The sequence below is a fragment of the Nonomuraea rhodomycinica genome, assembly GCF_013363995.1.
Taxonomy (GTDB): Bacteria; Actinomycetota; Actinomycetes; order Streptosporangiales; family Streptosporangiaceae; genus Nonomuraea; species Nonomuraea rhodomycinica.
In genome coordinates, this window is record NZ_JABWGO010000015.1 from 14559 (window position 1) to 31043 (window position 16485).

A 16485-nucleotide genomic window follows, 5' to 3' on the forward strand; every position below is an offset into this window, starting at 1 on the left:
CTTAGCACAGAGGCGCGACGGGTGACGCGCGAGGCGTTGTCACTACCACGCGGGGTAGCGGACGGTAATACTGGGCAACGCCGAGCCTTACTTCTCAGGGAGATGAATCATGCCGATAGCCACTCCAGAGATCTACGCGGAGATGCTGGACCGGGCCAAGGCCGGCGGCTTCGCCTACCCGGCCATCAACGTGACCTCCTCGCAGACGCTGAACGCCGCGCTGCGCGGTTTCGCCGAGGCCGAGAGCGACGGCATCGTGCAGGTGTCCACGGGAGGCGCCGAGTTCCTGTCGGGCGCCACGGTGAAGGACATGGTGACGGGCGCGACGGCGCTCGCCGAGTACGCCCGGGTGGTGGCCGAGAAGTACCCCGTGACGGTGGCCCTGCACACCGACCACTGCCCGAAGGACAAGCTGGACGGCTTCATGCGGCCGCTCATCGACATCTCGCTCGAACGTGTCTCGCGCGGCCTCGACCCGCTCTTCCAGTCGCACATGTGGGACGGGTCGGCCGTGCCGCTGGAGGAGAACCTGGAGATCGCGCAGGAGCTCCTGGACAAGTGCGCGCGGGCCAGGGTCGTCATGGAGATGGAGATCGGCGTCGTCGGCGGTGAGGAGGACGGCGTCGTCGGCGAGATCAACGAGAAGCTGTACACGACGCCCGGCGACGCGCTGGCCACGGCCGAGGCGGTCGGGCTGGGCGAGCGGGGCCGCTACCTGCTGGCCGCCACGTTCGGCAACGTGCACGGCGTCTACAAGCCGGGCCACGTCAAGCTGCGACCGGGCGTGCTGAAGGAGCTGCAGGAGGCGGTGGGCGGCAAGTACGGCAAGGACAAGCCGTTCGACCTGGTCTTCCACGGCGGCTCCGGCTCGTCGCTGGAGGAGATCCACGAGGCCATCTCGTACGGCGTGGTGAAGATGAACATCGACACCGACACGCAGTACGCCTTCACCCGGCCGATCGCCGACCACATGTTCCGCAACTACGACGGCGTGCTCAAGGTCGACGGCGACGTCGGCAACAAGAAGACCTACGACCCGCGCTCGTACGGCAAGGCCGCCGAGGCCGGCATGGCCGCCCGCGTGGTGGAGGCGTGCGAACACCTCAAGAGCGCTGGGACGAAGATCTCCTAGCCACGTCCGGGGCCCGGCGGGTATGACTTGTCCTATGGACAACCTTCTCGCCGGGCCGCCCCCGACCTACCTGCCGGACCTGCCCGAGGCCAGGGAGGCGCTCGAATCCGGGGCCAAGCCCTCCGACGTGGCCGCCCGCTTCCCCGCCCACCCGGCGGCCTGGGCCGCTCTCGCGGAGGAGTACTTCGCGCAGGGGCACGCCGTGACCTCCTACGCCTTCGCCCGCACGGGCTACCACCGCGGGCTCGACCAGCTGCGCCGCAACGGCTGGAAGGGGCACGGGCCGATCCCGTGGGAGCACGAGCCCAACCGCGGCTTCCTGCGCTGCCTGTACGCACTGGCCAGGGCCGCCCAGGCCATCGGTGAGAAGGACGAGGCCGAGCGGTGCGTGCAGTTCCTCAAGGACAGCGACGAGGCCGCCTACGACGCGCTGACGGCCGGATAGCCCCCTTGGGACAGACAGGCACAGTCGGGTAGTCTCTGCACGCAAGAGCCCCTGTCGCGCTTGCGCCAGGGGTTTCGTTTTGTGCTCGGGAGACTAGAACCATGCCGGCTGTCGTTCTCGTGGGCGCCCAATGGGGCGATGAGGGCAAGGGCAAGGCCACCGACCTGCTCGGAGGCGACGTCGACTACGTCGTCCGGTACCAGGGTGGCAACAACGCGGGCCACACCGTGGTCATCGGCGACCAGAAGTACGCGCTGCACCTGCTCCCCACGGGCATCCTGTCGCCCGAGGTGGTGCCGGTGATCGGCAACGGCGTGGTCATCGACCCGCGCGTGCTGCTGGACGAGATCGACGGGCTGGCCGCCCGGGGCATCTCGGCGGAGCGGCTGCTGATCTCCGCCAACGCGCACCTGATCATGCCCCACCACCGGGCGCTGGACAAGGTCACCGAGCGCTACCTCGGCAAGGCCAAGATCGGCACGACCGGGCGCGGCATCGGCCCCGCGTACGGCGACAAGATCTACCGCATGGGCGTGCGCGTGCAGGACCTGCTCGACCCGGGCATCCTGGCCAAGAAGATCGAGTCGGCCCTGATCGAGAAGAACCAGGTGCTGACCAAGGTCTACAACCGGCGCGGCATCGAGTCGGAGCGGGTCCTGGAGGAGTACCTCGGCTACGCCGAGCGGCTCAAGCCGCACATCGCCGACACCTCGCTGGTGCTGTCGAAGGCGCTGGACGACGGCAAGCTCGTGCTGCTGGAGGGCGGTCAGGGCACGCTGCTCGACATCGACCACGGCACGTACCCGTTCGTCACCTCGTCCTCGCCCACCTCGGGCGGCGCGTGCGCCGGCTCCGGCATCCCGCCGACCCGGCTGACGAAGGTCATCGGCATCCTCAAGGCGTACACGACGCGCGTCGGCTCGGGCCCGTTCCCGACCGAGCTGACCGACGAGATGGGCGACTGGCTGCGCACGACCGGCGGCGAGTACGGCGTCACCACGGGCCGCAACCGCCGCTGCGGCTGGTTCGACGCGGTCATCGCCCGGTACGCCACGCGCATCAACGGCGTGACCGACTTCTTCCTCACCAAGCTGGACGTCCTGTCGGGGCTGGAGACGATCCCGGTCTGCGTGGCGTACGAGGTGGACGGCGTGCGGCACGAGGAGATCCCGATGACGCAGACCGACTTCCACCACGCCAAGCCGATCTACGAGGAGCTGCCCGGCTGGCAGGAGGACATCACGGGGGCCAAGACCTTCGAGGACCTGCCGGCCAACGCCCAGGCGTACGTCCGGGCGCTGGAGGAGATGAGCGGCGCCCCGATCAGCGCGGTCGGCGTGGGCCCGGCGCGCGACGCCACCCTGGTGCTGCGCCCGCTGACCTGAGGTTATCCGGCGAGGACCGCGGCGGTCATGGGCGTGTGGACGGCCCAGCCCAGGGTCTCGTAGAGGGAGCGGCCGGCGGGGGTGGCGACGAGCACCCCGTCGGCGGCGCCGCCCGCCGCGGCGGTCGCGGTCAGCGCGCGCATGACGACGGTGCCGAGGCCGCGCCGCCGGTGGTTCGGGGCGGTCTCGACCTTGTCCACGACCGCGGTGGCGCCGGCGATGGCCAGCTGGCCGCGCGCGGCCATCTCGCCGGCGGCGGTGAGCAGGCGGGCGACGGTGACGCCGGCGCGCGTGGTGACGGCCAGCGTGTAGCCGTGGGGCGCGGCCACGCCGGCCCGCGCGGCGGCCGTCGGGCCGCTGACGCCCCTGGTCCGCGGCGGCGCGGGGTCGAGCGGGGTGGTCATCAGGTACTCCTGCTCCTGCACGTCCCAGGACGGCGGCAGCCAGGGCGCGACCTCCTCGCGCGGCGCGCAGAGCTTCAGCCAGGTGCCGGGAACGCTCGGCAGGGCGGTGAGATGGCGCAGGGTGGCCGGGGTGGGCGCCGGGACGACGTGGCGCACCATGTGGCCGGGCAAGCCGACGTCCACGCGCAGGCCCCACGGCTCGCGCACCGGTGTGGGGGCGTCGCGGGAGACCACCCAGCCGTAGACCCATGCCAGCACCGGCTCCGGCCGGACCGTTTTGAGAGCCCCCGTCATGGCGGTCAGCTTATTGCACGAAGATTGCAACTATCCAGGCAAAAAGGGCATGCGACGCCTCACATCGGACACCTACCCTCGGCCCCATGGAAATCCGCCGGGTCACCGCGTCCGAGGCCGTCGAGGCGGCCGGCCACCTCTTCGACGCCACGCCGCGGCGGGAGGCCACCGCCAGGTTCCTGGCGGACGAGGGGCACCACCTCCTCATCGCGTACGTGGACGGGACGCCCGCCGGGATGGTCACCGGCGTGGAGATGACGCACCCGGACAAGGGCACGGAGATGTTCCTGTACGAGCTGGGCGTGGACGAGCGCTTCCGCGGACAGGGCATCGCGCGGGCGCTGGTGCTGGCCCTGGCCCGGCTGGCCCGGGAGCGCGGCCTGTACGGGCTGTGGACGGCGACGGGCGGGGACAACGCGCCGGCCCGGGCGACGTACGCGGGCGCGGGCGGCGACGCGGAGGCGGACCAGGTGATCTACAGCTGGGCGTTCGACGGCCCGCCCCGATGATCTACAGCTCGATGTTCGACGGGCCTTCCCGGAGCCGCCCGGCTCCATGCATCGGGATATTGCGGGCAAAAAGGATGCGGCGTGGCGGCGCTGGAAGGTGGCGGGGGCCCGGTAGGGTCCGGGTGTGCGCGTTGAGATACATGGCCATCGGGGGGCTAGGGGCCTCTGGCCCGAGAACACGTTGCCCGGCCTGAGCCGCACGCTGGAGCTCGGGGTCCACGCACTGGAGCTGGACGTCGCGCTCACCGCCGACCGGCGGCTCGTGCTCACGCACGACCTCACGGTCTCGGCCGTCACGAGCGCCGACACGCGGCCGGCACGGGCCGGCGACCCGGCGTTCCCGTACGTCGGCAAGCCGATCAACTCCCTCACGCTCGCCCAGCTCCGCACCCTCGACGTGGGCGTGCGGCTGCCGCGGCACCCCGACGACCCGTTCGCGATCACCCAGGTGGCGATCCCCGAGACCCGCATGCCCACGCTCGGCGCGGTCCTCGGCCTGGTCAACGCCTACGAGGCCGACTCCGTGCGCCTGCACGTCGAGCTCAAGTCCGACCCGACCAGGCCCGAGCTGACCGCCGACCCCGAGCTGTTCACCGGGCTGGTGATCGACGAGCTCGACCGGCACGGCCGGCTGGACAACGTGGCCATCCTCAGCTTCGACTGGCGCGTCATCGCGCAGGCGGCGGCCATGGCGCCCGGCACGCGGCGCTTCGCGCTGATCGAGCCCGACACCCTGCACTGGAACGGCGAGCTGGGCGACGACGTCCCCGCCGCCGCCCGCGACGCCGGGGCCACCACACTGTCGCCCGAGCACGTGATGGTGGACGAGCACCTGATGTCCCAGGCCGCCGCGGCGGGCCTGGACGTGGCGGTCTGGACGGTCAACGACACCGAGCTGGCGGCGCGCATGCTGGATCTCGGGGTGTCGGGGATCGTGACCGACTACCCCGACCGGATGCGGGAGCTGTGGCGCGAGCGCGGCCTGCCGCTGCCCGGCCCGGTCGAGCCCCTGAGGCCCGTCTCCGTCTGAGCCCTGAGGCCCGTCTTCGTCCGAGCCCTGAGGCCCGTCTCCGGCCGAGCCCGCGCGGAATTCACGGCAGGACGGCGCCCACCCGCTTGACCGTGCGGATGACGGGGGACGTCTCCAGCTCCCGCACGCCCTCCAGGGGCGCCACCCGCTCGGTCAGGTACCGGTACAGATCCTGCGTGTCCCGGCAGGTCACTCCGGCCATGAGGTTGCTCGGGCCGGTGATGGCCGCGGCCACGTCCACCTCCGGGTGCGCCGCCAGCGCCGCCCCGACCTCCGCCAGCCGCGACGGGCGCACCTTCATCCACAGCCACGCCTCGGCCCGGTGGCCGAGGGCCTGTGACGGGATCTCGACGTCGAACCTGAGCGCGCCGGCGCCGCGGAGGTGGTCGAGGCGCCGCCGTACCGTGGACTGCGAGCAGCGCGCGGCCGCCGCCAGCTCGCCGTGACCGGCCCGCCCGTCCTGGGCGAGCACCCGCAGCACGGCGCGGTCCTGCTCGCTGAGGAGGACCGCCGCCGGGGACGGCGGGACGGGCGGCGACTGGGGACCGAAACGCAGCCGGGCCGCCTGATCGTCGGAGAGGACGGCGACGCGGCTGCGCCATCCCGCGTACATGTGGAGGAACGCGTGCGCGGTCATGGCGACGACGCGGGGCGTGCGCGGCAGCTTCTTCAGCAGCAGCTCACCGCCGTCCTCGCCGGCCGCGTGGACGCCGCAGACGATCTCGGTGCCGCCGGACATCAGGCGCACCCACACCGTGTCGTCGCGGCGGGCCAGCGCCTCGGCCACGGGCCCGGCGGCGTCGGGCGTGCAGACGAGTCGCACCGCCCAGGAGGTGTGCCCGTCCAGGGTGCCGTCGAGGACGCCGACGACGCGCAGCAGGCCCTCCCCGCGCAGCCTCCGGTAGCGCCGGGCGATCGTGTGCTCCGAGACGCCCAGCACCTCGCCGATCCGGCTGAAGGCGGCCCGCCCGTCGAGCTGCAGGGCGTGCACGAGAGCGAGGTCGATCGCATCAAGCGAGCCGCTTTTCTCCATATTTCATGATTTCACGATGGAAATGAGCACTCAGCCGGGTCCGAGGTGCGTCGCCCGGCCCGCCGGGACGATCGTTGCGGCATGAGCACTTACCTGGTCTTCGGCTCCACCGGCAACGTCGGCAGGAGGGTGGTCGAGCGGCTGTCCTGGTCGGGCGCCGCCGTGCGCGCCACCAGCCGCCGTCCCGAGTCCGCCCGGCTCCCCGAGGGGGTCGAGGTGGTCGTCCCCGACCTGACCGCGCCCGGCGTCATGGACGGCGTCGAGGCGGTGTTCCTCATGTGGCCGTTCCACTCGGACGAGCGGGCGGCCCCGTACCTCGACGCGATCAAGCGCGGCGCGCGCCGCGTCGTCTTCATGACCGGCGGCGGGGTGCGTCCCGAGCTGCCGCCCGAGCGGCAGCCGAACCCCGTCGCCCGCTGGCACGCCACCGTCGAGCACCTGATCCGGCAGTCGGGCATGGAGTGGACGGTGCTGAGCCCCGGCACGTTCATGGCCAACACTCTGTGGTGGGCCGACCAGATCAGGGCCGGCGACACCGTCCGGGGGGCGTACGGCTCGGTGGCGATGACGCCGATCCACGAGGACGACATCGCCGCGGCGGCGGTCAGCGCGCTGACCAGCCCCGGGCACGCGGGACGCCGCTACACGCTGACGGGCCCGGAGGTGCTGACGCAGGCCGAGCAGGTACGGGTGATCGGCGAGGCCGTCGGCCGGCCGCTGCGCTGGCAGGAGCTGTCGCGCGAGCAGGAGCGCGCGCGGCTGCTGGCGGACCCGTCCTTCCCCGGCTCGTTCGTGGACGAGCTCCTCGACGGGTACGCGAGGATGGCGGCGGCCCCGCCGCCGTCCGTCACCGCGACGGTCGAGGAGATCACCGGGACGCCTCCCGCCACGCTCGCCGCGTGGGCCGTCGAGCACGCCGCCGCGTTCGAGAGGTTCCTGCCGTGAAGGTGATCGTGGCCGGCGCGGGGGTCGGCGGGCTGTGCCTGGCCAACGCGCTGCGCGGGGCCGGGATCGAGGTGGCCGTCCATGAGCGCGACCCCGCGGTGAGCTCCCGCCGCCAGGGGTACCGGCTGCACCTGGGCGAGCCGGGCATCGAGGCGCTCTCCTCGGCGCTGCCGGCCGGGCGGTGGGAGGAGTTCCTGGCCGGGGCGCACGTGCCGGAGCCGCGCTTCGTCCGCCTCGACCCCGGGCTGAACGTGCTGGACGTCGTGGAGCACGGCGGTCGGCACCTGTCCGTGGACCGCGAGGCGTTGCGCCGGGCGCTGCTGGCCGATGTGGAGGACGCCGTCACGTTCGGAGCCCGCCTGACGGGCTTCGAGACGGGACGGGGCTCGGTGGTGGCGCTGTTCGCGGACGGGACCGCCGTCGCGGGGGACGTGCTGGTGGGGGCCGACGGGATCGGCTCCGCCGTGCGGGGGCGCTACCTGCCCCATGCCCGGGTCGTGGGCACCGGCCTGGTCCAGCTCTACGGCAAGATCCCGCTGGGCCTGGCGTACGACATGGGCAACGTGTTCACCGCGATCACCGGGCCCGGCCACCGGACCGTGGGGGTGGCGCCCACCCGGGGCTACGCGACGTGCTCCTTCGGCGCCCGCGCCGAGGACCTCCCTCCCGGCCTGGACCTGATGAGCCAGGAGGAGCTGCGCGCCCTGGTCATGGAGCTGACGCCCGGCTGGCACCCCCGGGTCCACGACATGATCGCCCACTGGACGGAGATCGTCCCGCTGGAGCTGCGGACCAGCGTGCCGGTGCCGCCCTGGCCGGCGACGCGGGTCACGCTGCTGGGGGACGCCGTGCACGCGATGAGCCCGGCGGCGGGGGCCGGGGCCAACGTCGCCCTGCGCGACGCGACGACCCTCGCCTCGGCCCTCGCCTCGACCTCGGCCCGCGGCGGGGATCCGCGGGAGGCGGTGCGGGCGTACGAGGCGGAGATGATCGAGTACGGCTTCGCCGCCGTGCGGGCCTCCGCCGCCAACGGGGCCCGCTTCCTCGGCCAGGACCCCCTCCCACTGCCTACTTTCCTATGAGGAAAGTAGATGGTACTTTCCTCATAGGAAAGTACTAGAGCACCGGGATGGTAGATGAACCCTCACGACGCCCAAGCCTCGCTCGACGCCGTCCGCCGCCTCCAGGACAGGACGCGCGACGAGATCGTCCGCCAGAGCTTCTCGCCGCCCTTCGTGATCCTGGCGGCGCTCGGGCTCTTCGTCGCGTTCGCCTCGACCGACCTGGAGCGCCCCTGGAACTTCGTCGGGGGCGCTCTCGGCGCCGCACTGTACGGGGGCATCGGGATCCTGCGCGAGCACCGAGCCTGCACCCGCCGGAAGTTCATCCCTCAGGAGCTGCTGTTCCACCTGGGGCTGCTGGCCTTCTTCGTCGTCATCTACTCCATCGGCCGCATCGCCGCCTGGGCGCTGCTGGCCGTGCCGGCCGAGGGTCTGCCGTCCCAGGCCATGGTCGGCGCGGCCTTGGCGGCGGTGGCGTACGTCGCCGCCACGCCCCTGAACCGCCGCGCCCTGAAGGCGATCGTCCGGCAGGACGGCGGGCCGATCTGATGGAACCGGGTTTCGACGAGTTCCTGCACGTGCCGGCGCGGCTGGCGATCGTCGCGGTGCTGGCGCCGGCCGACTGGGTGGAGTTCGGTTTCATCAGGGACAGCGTCGAGACCAGCGACTCCGCGCTGTCCAAGCAGGTCTCGGCGCTGGCGGCGGCCGGGTACGTGGCGGTGCGGAAGGACCAGGACAAGCGCGGCCGGCGGACGTTCGTGCAGCTCACCCCGCAGGGCAGGCAGGCGTTCCAGCGGCACGCGGCGGCCCTGCAACGGATCGTCGCACTCGCCCACCGGCCGCCGGAGCAGCCCGTACGGGAGCCGGGCGGAGGCGCCCGGTGACGGGCTCGCAGGATTGGGAAGGACGTACTATTCTCTTTCCTTATCATGAAGGACGTACATAACTACGACCGCGACCCCGACGGCTCCCTCTACGACCCCCGCGTCAGAGCCGCCATGGCCGAATTCGCCGGCGGCGACCCCGCCGACCCCCTCACCCTGCTCACCTTCGAGGCGGGCGCGGCCGTCCGCACCGCCTACCACTCCGTCGAGCGCATGCGCGCGCACGGCTCCCGGGGCCGTGGCGTCAGCGCGGGCGCGCTGGACCTGCTGCTCCGGCTGAACGGCAGCGACAAGGGCATCAGCATCGGCGAGCTGGCCCGGGCCGCCGGGGTCAGCTCCCGCAACGTCACCGGCCTGGTGGACACCCTGGAGAACGACGGGCTCGCCCGCCGGGTCCCCGACCCGGACGACCGGCGCTCGGTGCTGGCCCGGATCACTCCCGCCGGACGGGCCTGGATCGAGGCGTTCCGCGAGCCGTCCCGGCGGGCCATGCGGGCCATGTTCCAGGGGTTCTCCGCCGAGGAGCTGGTCACCTTCCGCGACCTGTGCCTGCGGCTGGCCGCCAACCAGCATCACCTCGCCGACCGCCTCTCCCACCTGTCCCGGAACGGGGAACAGCCATGACCGCCGCTGAGCGGACCCGGCGCACCGTGCGCGGCTACCACGAGGCGCGCTTCCGCGGGGACGTGGGCGCGGCGGCCGAGCACCTGGGAGAGCCGTTCCGCTTCCAGAGCCCGTTCATCACCTCGGAGGACCGGGAAGGCCATCTGGCCACCCTGCCGGGGTTCGTGTCGATCGTGACGGGCGTCGACCTGATCAGCGAGCTGTACGGGGACGCGGAGGCGACGCTCGTGTACGACGTGCACACCGCGACACCGGTCGGCACCCAGCGCACGGCCGAGCACTTCCGCCTGGCCGACGGGAAGATCGTCTCGATCATGCTGCTCTTCGACGCCGCGCCGTGGCAGCCGATGAAGGCGCACATCGAGCCCTGAGCGACGCCCTCCCCCTATCCCAGGGCTCCCCCTATCCCAGGGCTCCCGCGCGCCGTCCCAGGAACTCCCGCGCGCCCCGCAGCCGCGTCCTCAGCGACCGCTGTGTCGCCGTGCAGTCCAGCCGCACGTCGAGCGGGCCGGGCACATCCGTGTCCGCCCGCCGGCCGCGCGCCAGTCGCGCCGGATCGAGCCTGTCCCGGCGCGCGACGAGACAGCCGAGCTCGTACCGGCTCACCGCGTCGGCACCGGCCACGTGGTGGATCCCCGGGCGGCCGGACGCGGCGAGCTCCAGCAGAGCCTCGGCCAGGTCCTCGACGTGCACCGGGCAGCGCACGTCGTCCGTGAACAGCACGCCCTGTCTCTCACCGGTCGCCAGCGCGCGCACGAACGACTCGTGGCCGGATCGGCCGCCACCGATGATCAAGGATGTCCGGACGACCGCCGCGCCCGGCGCGATCGCCCGCACCGCCACCTCGGCCGCCGCCTTCGCCGCCCCGTACGGCGAGACCGGGTCCGGCACACGGTCCTCGGCGTAGGTGACCGCCTCGCCCGAGAAGACCGCGTCGCTGGACACGTGCACGAGCCGCCCGCCGGCCGCCGCGACGGCGAGCGCCACGTGGGCGGCGCCGTCCGCGGTCGCCGTCCAGTCCGCCTTGCCATACGCGGCGTTGACGACGACGTCCGGCGCCAGCGCGCCGACCAGCCCGGCGACGGCCTTGCGGTCACGGACGTCGAGAGGCGACCAGCTCACGTCCGGGATCGCGCCGGGGCGGGTCAGGAAGGTCGCGGCCACGGTGTGACCGGCCGCGAGCGCCCGCCGGGCCAGTTCTCCGCCCAGAAAGCCGGTGCCTCCGACGATGAGCAGCCTCATGGAGGGTCACCTGTCCTTCCGTCACGTCGCCCGGCGGTACCCCTCATGATGGCGGGAGCGATGAGACCTGGCGTCGAATCTCGCAAAGCGGCCATCTAGGGTTATGTCGAGCCATCGGGCTCCTTCGCGCAACGCAGCCGAAAGGGCTCGCGGAAGGGCTCGCGGGCGGGCTCGCGGAAGGGAAGACGGATGCTCCTGAGTGGCATGATCGCTTTCGCGATCGCCTCCCTGCTGATGTCCATGATTCCCGGACCCACCACCGTGGTGATCCTGCGGCAGTCCATCCGCGCGGGCCGGCCGGCGGGAGTGGCGACCGTGCTCGGCAACGAGACCGGGTGGCTGGCGTGGTGCCTGGCGGCGGCGTTCGGCCTGTCCGCGCTGCTTGTCGTGTCCGAGCTCGCCTTCGACATCATGCGGATCGTCGGCGCGGTCGTGCTGGTGTGGTTCGGCGCGCGGATGTTGTGGCAGGCGCGGCGCGGCGCCGAGGGCGCCCCGTCCGCAGACCTGGCCGCGTCGTCGCCCGCCGGCCCCTCACTGTGGAGCTGCTACCGGTCGGGGCTGCTGACGAACCTGGCCAATCCGAAGGCCGGCGTGTTCGCGCTCTCCTTCCTGCCGCAGTTCGTGCCCGAGGGGGCTCCGGCGCTGCCGACACTGCTGCTCCTGGCGGTGGCCTCGGCCCTCATCGACCTGGCGTGGTACCTGGGGATCGTCCGGCTGGTCGGCGCGGCCGAGGGGTTCTTCAAGCGGCCCGCCGTACGCCGTCGCCTGGAGTACGTGTCGGGAACCCTGCTGATCGGCCTGGCCGTCCGCCTCGCCCTGACGAGCAAGCCGTAGCGCGGCTCCCCTGTCACCGGCCGGCGGACAGGCCGGCGAGCAGGTCGTCCACCATGTCGAAGGCGATCACGCCGTCGAGCGGGTCGGAGTAGGTGCGCGACCAGGTGATCAACCCGTCGCGGATCCTGGCGAGCATGACGATCCGTGAGGCGAACCGCTTTCCCGTCGAGATGACCAGGCCGCGCAGCCGGTACTCGACGACCACCACCTCCGGGTCCGCGGTCTCGCGGATCTCGACCTCGTCCACCGACTCGAACCTCTGGAGCCGGGCGCCCTGCCTGAGGTGGGCGCGGAAGGTCTCGCGGTCCTGCTCCTCCCGCGGCGTGCCCGGCAGCTGGAACGGGAACTCGAAGACGGCGTCCTCGGCGAACAGGTCGGCCATCTCCTCGCACGGACCGGTGGCGGTCAGACGGAGGAGCCGGGTGACTACTTCGCGCGTGGTGGCAACGGGCATGGCATACTCCTGAGACAGATATCCGGGGCGATCGCCCCGCTTTGAATATACGGGGCGATTGCCCCGGTTGTCTATCGTGAGGAGATGGGCGTGCGAGCCGATGCGCGACGGAACAGAGCTCGGATCCTGGAGGCGGCGAGCCAGGCGTTCGCCATCGAGGGCGCCGGGGTGTCGCTCGACGAGATAGCGCGCCGAGCCGAGGTCGGCCCGGGCACCGTCCACCGGCACTTCCCCACCAAGGAGGCGCTCTACGAGGCTGTCGTCACCGACCACCTGGAGCGGCTCACCGTCCGGGCCCGCGAGGCGCTCGCAGGCGACCGCTCCGGCTCGGCCTTCTTCCCGTTCCTGCGTCAGCTCGTCCGCGAGTCCGGCACCAAACAGGACCTCACCGACGCGCTCGCCGGCGCGGGCGTCCCCCTGGCGGACGCCACCCGGCAGGCGGCCGTCCAGTTGCGGCAGGTCTTCACGGAACTCCTGGGCCGCGCTCAGGACGCGGGCGTGGTGCGAACCGACGTGGACGACCAGGATGTGCAGGCCATCGTCCTGGCCGCGGTCACCGGCGAACGCCACCGCGCCGACACCGCCCGGCCCGGCCGCCTGGCGGACCTCGTGTTCGACAGCCTGCGCCCGTAGCCGGCGGAGCGGGGCGGAGGAGCCTTCAAACGGTGGCGGTCTCCGGCCGTACGCCGAACCGGACGGACGCCACCTCGACCTCCCCGACGTCCAGGATCCACTCGTAGACCCTGCCGGGGACCAGCGGCAGCGGGGGGATGTTCAGGGAGAAGGACAGGTTCATCGGGATCCGGCGGGCGACGTCCTCCTGCGGCTGGTCGAAGCCGACGTCGAGCCCGCCCTCGAAGCCCACCGGCTTGGCCTGGCCGTCGGCCAGCGGGATCTCCACCGGGTTCCTGGCGTCATCGACCAGCCTGAGGCGGAAGGTGAAGTCCTCCTTGACGTCGTTCCACGGAATCCGCAGGAACCCGGCCACGGCCGAAGGCGGCACGACAGGACCGGTCAGCGACCAGCCGGCTCCGAGGAGGTGGACCTTGCCGGTCGCCTGATCGGTGTTGCCGGAGTCCGCGAGGACGAGGAACGCCTCCATCACCCCGCGGCCCGCCTGAGGTCGATGCTCGCCGTGCCCAGGGTCTGAGCCGTCTGCGACTCCCAGCCGCTCACCTGGATCCTGGCCGGTGTGGAGCTCGTCCGGCCGGCCTCACCCGGAACGCTGACCGTGTGGGACACGTCCACGCCGATGGCCAGGGCGTAGCGCCGGATGGTGGACAGATGAGGGTCGCCACCGAGCCGCTCGAAGTCGGAGACCGCGGGCTGGCTGCGACCCATGCGCTCGGCGACCTCGGCCTGCGTCATACCGCGCTGCCGGCGGATGCCGACGAGCGTCTCGATCAGCCGCATGTCGCGGTCGATCGCGGCGTTCTCGCGCTGGACCTGGGGGTCGTCCAGGTCGATGCCCAGCAGCTCGGCGATGCGAGGGTCCATCACCATCAACCTCCCCGTATCGGTTTCACCTTATATTCTGTCCAGCCAGTCGGCCAGCCGATCCCTGGCACGGTCCATGACTCGGTCCTGAGCACCCCTGCTGCCCTTCATGTGGAAGGCGAGCGCCAGCAGCACATGGTCGCCCTGTGGCCCGTACGCGAAGTAAAGGCGATATTCATTGCTCGTGTGGGTAAGGCGGGCTTCGTACAGCCCTTGACCGAGAGATCGCGTGTCTCGAGGTAAGGCCGTGTTGTACTGAATTCTGCCAAGGAGTGCGCCCAATTCCTTCTTCGGGGAACCGTCGCCGAGGGCATCTCGAATTTCCTCGCTCACGACGGGGCGGCCGTTGGGCGTGCGATAGAAGTGCCAGACCGCGGCGGGCTTGTCCTGCACTTCCTCACCTCGCGTTCCGGCACCGAGCCAGCTGGAGTCGCCAATCTACCGCGATCACACCACACGAGCCCGCGCGAAAAGCGGAGCCATGCGGTCGCCATTCAGGCGGACGGCTGCAATCGGCCTGAGGGCAGAAATCGCAGCGGGGGCGGTGAAGGCGAACACGGTGAAAGCAAGGAAAAAGCAGGCCGAGCCGTTGGTCCCCGTTCCGGCCGAGGGCGGAGCGAGCCGGCCATGGGCGGACTGCGCGAACTGCGGCCGTCACCGATGAGCGGGCATTGCGTTTTTCGACCGAGGGGTCTAACTTCAGACCATGCGGTCGAGAGAATCGGCGGCCCTCAGCCGTACCCGGCGGGCCAGACGGGAGGACCTGATCGCCGCCGCGATCCAGGTGATCAGCCAGGACGGCTACGGAGCCGCCTCACTGGAGCGCATCGCCCGCGAGGCGGGCACCAGCAAGGGAAACGCGCTGTATCACTTCTCCTCCAAGGAGGAGCTCTACCAGGCGGTCGCCACGACGCTGTTCGAGACCGGCGCGGCGTACATGGCAGAGCGTCTGCGCGCCGCCGGCACCCCGGCCGAGAGGCTGCGCACCTACCTCGAGTCGAACCTGCGCTTCATCACGCTCAACGCCGCGCACGTCGGAGCGACGCAGAGAATCCTGCAGAACTCCACAACCGTCCAGGTCATCGAGGTCGAGGACGCTGCCGCGCCGCTTCGACGGCTCCTCCAGTCGGGCCAGGACAGCGGCGAGTTCGGGGCGTTCGACCCCGAGATCACCGCCCTGTCGATCCGCGCCGCCATCGACATGGCGGCGTTCCTCTTCCTCAGGCATCCCGACCTGGACGTCGAGCACTACATCAGTGAGACCGTCGCGCTCTTCCTGCGCGCCGTCCAGCCCGCCCCGGCCCCCTCTGCCTCGGCGTCCGCCTCCGCACCGTGAATCTCCCCACCGCCGTCCACGCCGCCGCCGTCGACTTGGAGGATGCCTCGTGACCACGCCGGACCCCACTGACGCGCTCGCTCGTTCCAGCCTGCACACCGCCAGGATCCTGATCGCCGCCTACGCCACGCTGAGCCTGCTCACCGTCGCGGCGATCGCCGTCCTGTCCGCCGTCGCCCCGTCCCTCGTCAGCCCGCAGGCCTGGGTGCGTGGCGTCATCGTGGCGGCGACGTCGATCCTCACCCTCGGGTTCGCCCGCCGTGCCGCCCGGCGCGCGGGCGATCGGGCGCTCCTGCGCCTGCGGATCGTGCTCGTCGTGATCCTCGTCGCGGTGGTGGGAGTGCTGCTGTTCGTGCCGCTGCCGGGCTGGATGGTCGCGGAACAGGGCGTATGCGGGCTGTTGCTGCTCTGCGCGGCGGTACTCGCGTTCCGCGCCTCCCCCGCGGGCCCGGCGGCCCCGGGCCCGCGTCGCTGAACGTGCCGTACGGACGCGCTCAGTCGCTCCAGGCGCCCGCGGCGGCGGCCGTCTTGACGTAGTCGGCGAACGGCCGCGGGTCGCGTCCGAGCACCCGCCGTACGTCGTCGCTGGCACGCTCACCGGCGCCGTCGCGGATCCGGCCCAGGAGCTCGGCCACCAGGTCGGCCGCCTCCGGAGGCACCCCCTGAGCCGCCAGCGCGGCGGTGAACCGGGAGGTCTCCAGCGCCGTGTAGCGGACGCGCCGCCCGGCGGCTTCGGAGATCATCTCCAGTGCCGTGCGGAACGACAGCGGTTCAGGGCCGGACAGCTCGTAGATCTCGCCCGCGTGGCCGTCCCGGGTGAGCGCGGCGGTCGCGACGTCGGCGATGTCCTCGACGTCGACGAACGCCTCCCGGCCCTCCCCGGCCGGCAGCGCCAGCTCTCCGGACAGGATCGGCTCCAGGAACAGGCCCTCGCTGAAGTTCTGCGCGAACCAGGCCGGCCGCAGGATCGTCCACTCCAGGTCCGTCGCGCGCAGGGCCAGCTCGACCGGCTCCTGGTACGGATCCGCCGCGCCCCCCACGCCGCGCGCCGACAGCAGCACCACCCGGCGCACACCGGCGTGCGCCACGGCCGTCAGGAACTCCTCCACGGTGGCGGCCGGCACGGCTTCGTTCATCGGGACGAGGTAGAGCGCCCCCGCGCCGTCCAGGGCGGGCCGCCAGGTGTCACGGTCGGCGAAATCGAATCTGGTCCCGCCGGAGCGGGAGGCCGCGCGGAAGGGACGGCCGAGCCGGTCGAGGCGATCGACGACGCGGCGGCCGGTCTTGCCCCGGGCGCCGAGCACGAGAACAGGTGAATCGGACATGGGGCAAGCACACCAGGTACCGCGAGAGACAATCCATGGCCGTCTATCTCG

24 protein-coding genes and 1 pseudogene are annotated in these 16485 nt (G+C 72.0%); 17 read left to right on the plus strand and 8 right to left on the minus strand.

The annotated features are described in order from the left end of the window. Nucleotides 1–109 precede the first annotated feature (109 nt). From fbaA to HT134_RS39780, 3 genes are all read left to right on the plus strand, one after another. The gene (gene fbaA / locus HT134_RS39770) at nucleotides 110–1132 is read left to right on the plus strand and encodes a class II fructose-bisphosphate aldolase (protein WP_175605674.1); all 1023 of its coding nucleotides are present in this window, start codon (nucleotides 110–112) and stop codon (nucleotides 1130–1132) included. Between the two features lie 34 nt (nucleotides 1133–1166). Beyond that, nucleotides 1167–1577: a DUF3151 domain-containing protein gene (locus tag HT134_RS39775; RefSeq protein WP_217708914.1), complete on the plus strand. Its 411-nt coding sequence runs from the start codon at nucleotides 1167–1169 to the stop codon at nucleotides 1575–1577. A gap of 101 nt (nucleotides 1578–1678) precedes the next feature. Then, complete coding sequence (locus HT134_RS39780; RefSeq protein WP_175605676.1) at nucleotides 1679–2962, plus strand: adenylosuccinate synthase; 1284 nt, start codon at nucleotides 1679–1681, stop codon at nucleotides 2960–2962. A 2-nt stretch (nucleotides 2963–2964) separates the two neighbouring features. On the opposite strand, the gene HT134_RS39785 is transcribed toward HT134_RS39780, so the two are convergent. Beyond that, on the minus strand, nucleotides 2965–3660 hold the full coding sequence (locus HT134_RS39785) for a GNAT family N-acetyltransferase (RefSeq protein ID WP_175605677.1): 696 nt from the start codon (nucleotides 3658–3660) through the stop codon (nucleotides 2965–2967). Nucleotides 3661–3746: 86 nt separating this feature from the next. Here HT134_RS39785 and HT134_RS39790 point away from each other — a divergent pair, with 86 nt between their 5' ends. Together HT134_RS39790 and HT134_RS39795 are read left to right on the plus strand one after the other, a co-directional pair. Then, nucleotides 3747–4169 carry a GNAT family N-acetyltransferase gene (locus tag HT134_RS39790; RefSeq protein ID WP_175605678.1) on the plus strand — a complete coding sequence of 141 codons (423 nt, stop codon included), beginning with the start codon at nucleotides 3747–3749 and terminating at the stop codon, nucleotides 4167–4169. Nucleotides 4170–4293: 124 nt separating this feature from the next. Then, entirely contained in the window at nucleotides 4294–5199 is a 906-nt protein-coding gene (locus tag HT134_RS39795; RefSeq protein WP_175605679.1) for a glycerophosphodiester phosphodiesterase family protein, read from the plus strand. 61 nt (nucleotides 5200–5260) lie between these two features. On the opposite strand, the gene HT134_RS39800 is transcribed toward HT134_RS39795, so the two are convergent. Next, nucleotides 5261–6232: an Lrp/AsnC family transcriptional regulator gene (locus HT134_RS39800; RefSeq protein ID WP_175605680.1), complete on the minus strand. Its 972-nt coding sequence runs from the start codon at nucleotides 6230–6232 to the stop codon at nucleotides 5261–5263. An 81-nt stretch (nucleotides 6233–6313) separates the two neighbouring features. Here HT134_RS39800 and HT134_RS39805 point away from each other — a divergent pair, with 81 nt between their 5' ends. Genes HT134_RS39805 through HT134_RS39830 form a run of 6 tightly spaced genes read left to right on the plus strand, consistent with a single transcriptional unit; the run spans nucleotide 6314 to nucleotide 10117 of the window. Then, nucleotides 6314–7177 (plus strand): NAD(P)H-binding protein, encoded by an 864-nt coding sequence (locus HT134_RS39805; RefSeq protein WP_175605681.1) that lies wholly within the window; start codon nucleotides 6314–6316, stop codon nucleotides 7175–7177. Then, nucleotides 7174–8259 carry an FAD-dependent oxidoreductase gene (locus HT134_RS39810; protein WP_217708916.1) on the plus strand — a complete coding sequence of 362 codons (1086 nt, stop codon included), beginning with the start codon at nucleotides 7174–7176 and terminating at the stop codon, nucleotides 8257–8259. Before HT134_RS39805 ends, HT134_RS39810 begins: the two co-directional genes overlap by 4 nt. A gap of 54 nt (nucleotides 8260–8313) precedes the next feature. Beyond that, nucleotides 8314–8787 carry a hypothetical protein gene (locus HT134_RS39815; protein WP_175605682.1) on the plus strand — a complete coding sequence of 158 codons (474 nt, stop codon included), beginning with the start codon at nucleotides 8314–8316 and terminating at the stop codon, nucleotides 8785–8787. After that, on the plus strand, nucleotides 8787–9122 hold the full coding sequence (locus HT134_RS39820) for a winged helix-turn-helix domain-containing protein (RefSeq protein ID WP_175605683.1): 336 nt from the start codon (nucleotides 8787–8789) through the stop codon (nucleotides 9120–9122). The genes HT134_RS39815 and HT134_RS39820 overlap by 1 nt, the downstream gene beginning before the upstream one ends. 45 nt (nucleotides 9123–9167) lie before the next feature. Further along, entirely contained in the window at nucleotides 9168–9746 is a 579-nt protein-coding gene (locus tag HT134_RS39825; RefSeq protein WP_175605684.1) for a MarR family winged helix-turn-helix transcriptional regulator, read from the plus strand. Beyond that, nucleotides 9743–10117: a nuclear transport factor 2-like protein gene (locus tag HT134_RS39830; protein WP_175605685.1), complete on the plus strand. Its 375-nt coding sequence runs from the start codon at nucleotides 9743–9745 to the stop codon at nucleotides 10115–10117. Before HT134_RS39825 ends, HT134_RS39830 begins: the two co-directional genes overlap by 4 nt. A 31-nt stretch (nucleotides 10118–10148) precedes the next feature. Here HT134_RS39830 and HT134_RS39835 read toward each other — a convergent pair whose 3' ends face one another. Next, nucleotides 10149–10988, minus strand: coding sequence for an SDR family oxidoreductase (locus HT134_RS39835; protein ID WP_175605686.1), 840 nt, complete (start codon nucleotides 10986–10988; stop codon nucleotides 10149–10151). Between the two features lie 204 nt (nucleotides 10989–11192). Between HT134_RS39835 and HT134_RS39840 the strand changes: the two genes are divergently transcribed. After that, nucleotides 11193–11822, plus strand: coding sequence for a LysE family translocator (locus HT134_RS39840; RefSeq protein WP_246366398.1), 630 nt, complete (start codon nucleotides 11193–11195; stop codon nucleotides 11820–11822). A gap of 13 nt (nucleotides 11823–11835) precedes the next feature. On the opposite strand, the gene HT134_RS39845 is transcribed toward HT134_RS39840, so the two are convergent. Then, nucleotides 11836–12276 (minus strand): nuclear transport factor 2 family protein, encoded by a 441-nt coding sequence (locus HT134_RS39845; RefSeq protein WP_175605688.1) that lies wholly within the window; start codon nucleotides 12274–12276, stop codon nucleotides 11836–11838. 76 nt (nucleotides 12277–12352) lie between these two features. On the opposite strand from HT134_RS39845, the gene HT134_RS48220 reads away from it, so the two are divergent. The 3 genes and pseudogenes from HT134_RS48220 to HT134_RS39850 all read left to right on the plus strand — a co-directional run bounded on the left by HT134_RS48220 (nucleotide 12353) and on the right by HT134_RS39850 (nucleotide 12909). Then, nucleotides 12353–12463, plus strand: coding sequence for a hypothetical protein (locus HT134_RS48220; RefSeq protein WP_217708917.1), 111 nt, complete (start codon nucleotides 12353–12355; stop codon nucleotides 12461–12463). After that, a pseudogene (locus HT134_RS48225) lies at nucleotides 12412–12525 on the plus strand (helix-turn-helix domain-containing protein); the annotation flags it as partial. The gene HT134_RS48220 and the pseudogene HT134_RS48225, both read left to right, overlap by 52 nt. A gap of 24 nt (nucleotides 12526–12549) precedes the next feature. Continuing rightward, the gene (locus HT134_RS39850; RefSeq protein ID WP_376768147.1) at nucleotides 12550–12909 is read left to right on the plus strand and encodes an SbtR family transcriptional regulator; all 360 of its coding nucleotides are present in this window, start codon (nucleotides 12550–12552) and stop codon (nucleotides 12907–12909) included. 25 nt (nucleotides 12910–12934) lie between these two features. Here the strand turns inward: HT134_RS39850 and HT134_RS39855 are convergent, their stop codons facing one another. The 3 genes from HT134_RS39855 to HT134_RS39865 are packed head-to-tail and all read right to left on the minus strand — an operon-like array spanning nucleotide 12935 to nucleotide 14166. Beyond that, nucleotides 12935–13378: a hypothetical protein gene (locus HT134_RS39855; RefSeq protein ID WP_175605690.1), complete on the minus strand. Its 444-nt coding sequence runs from the start codon at nucleotides 13376–13378 to the stop codon at nucleotides 12935–12937. Then, nucleotides 13378–13773: a helix-turn-helix domain-containing protein gene (locus HT134_RS39860; protein ID WP_175605691.1), complete on the minus strand. Its 396-nt coding sequence runs from the start codon at nucleotides 13771–13773 to the stop codon at nucleotides 13378–13380. Before HT134_RS39860 ends, HT134_RS39855 begins: the two co-directional genes overlap by 1 nt. Before the next feature lie 30 nt (nucleotides 13774–13803). After that, nucleotides 13804–14166: a type II toxin-antitoxin system RelE/ParE family toxin gene (locus HT134_RS39865; protein ID WP_175605692.1), complete on the minus strand. Its 363-nt coding sequence runs from the start codon at nucleotides 14164–14166 to the stop codon at nucleotides 13804–13806. 313 nt (nucleotides 14167–14479) lie between these two features. Here HT134_RS39865 and HT134_RS39870 point away from each other — a divergent pair, with 313 nt between their 5' ends. After that, a complete protein-coding gene (locus HT134_RS39870; RefSeq protein ID WP_175605693.1) occupies nucleotides 14480–15109 on the plus strand; it encodes a TetR/AcrR family transcriptional regulator in 630 nt (209 codons plus the stop codon). Between the two features lie 49 nt (nucleotides 15110–15158). Next, nucleotides 15159–15584 carry a hypothetical protein gene (locus HT134_RS39875; protein ID WP_175605694.1) on the plus strand — a complete coding sequence of 142 codons (426 nt, stop codon included), beginning with the start codon at nucleotides 15159–15161 and terminating at the stop codon, nucleotides 15582–15584. 19 nt (nucleotides 15585–15603) lie between these two features. On the opposite strand, the gene HT134_RS39880 is transcribed toward HT134_RS39875, so the two are convergent. Beyond that, nucleotides 15604–16434, minus strand: a complete 831-nt coding sequence (locus HT134_RS39880) for an NAD(P)H-binding protein (RefSeq protein ID WP_175605695.1) — start codon at nucleotides 16432–16434, stop codon at nucleotides 15604–15606. Nucleotides 16435–16485: the final 51 nt, after the last annotated feature.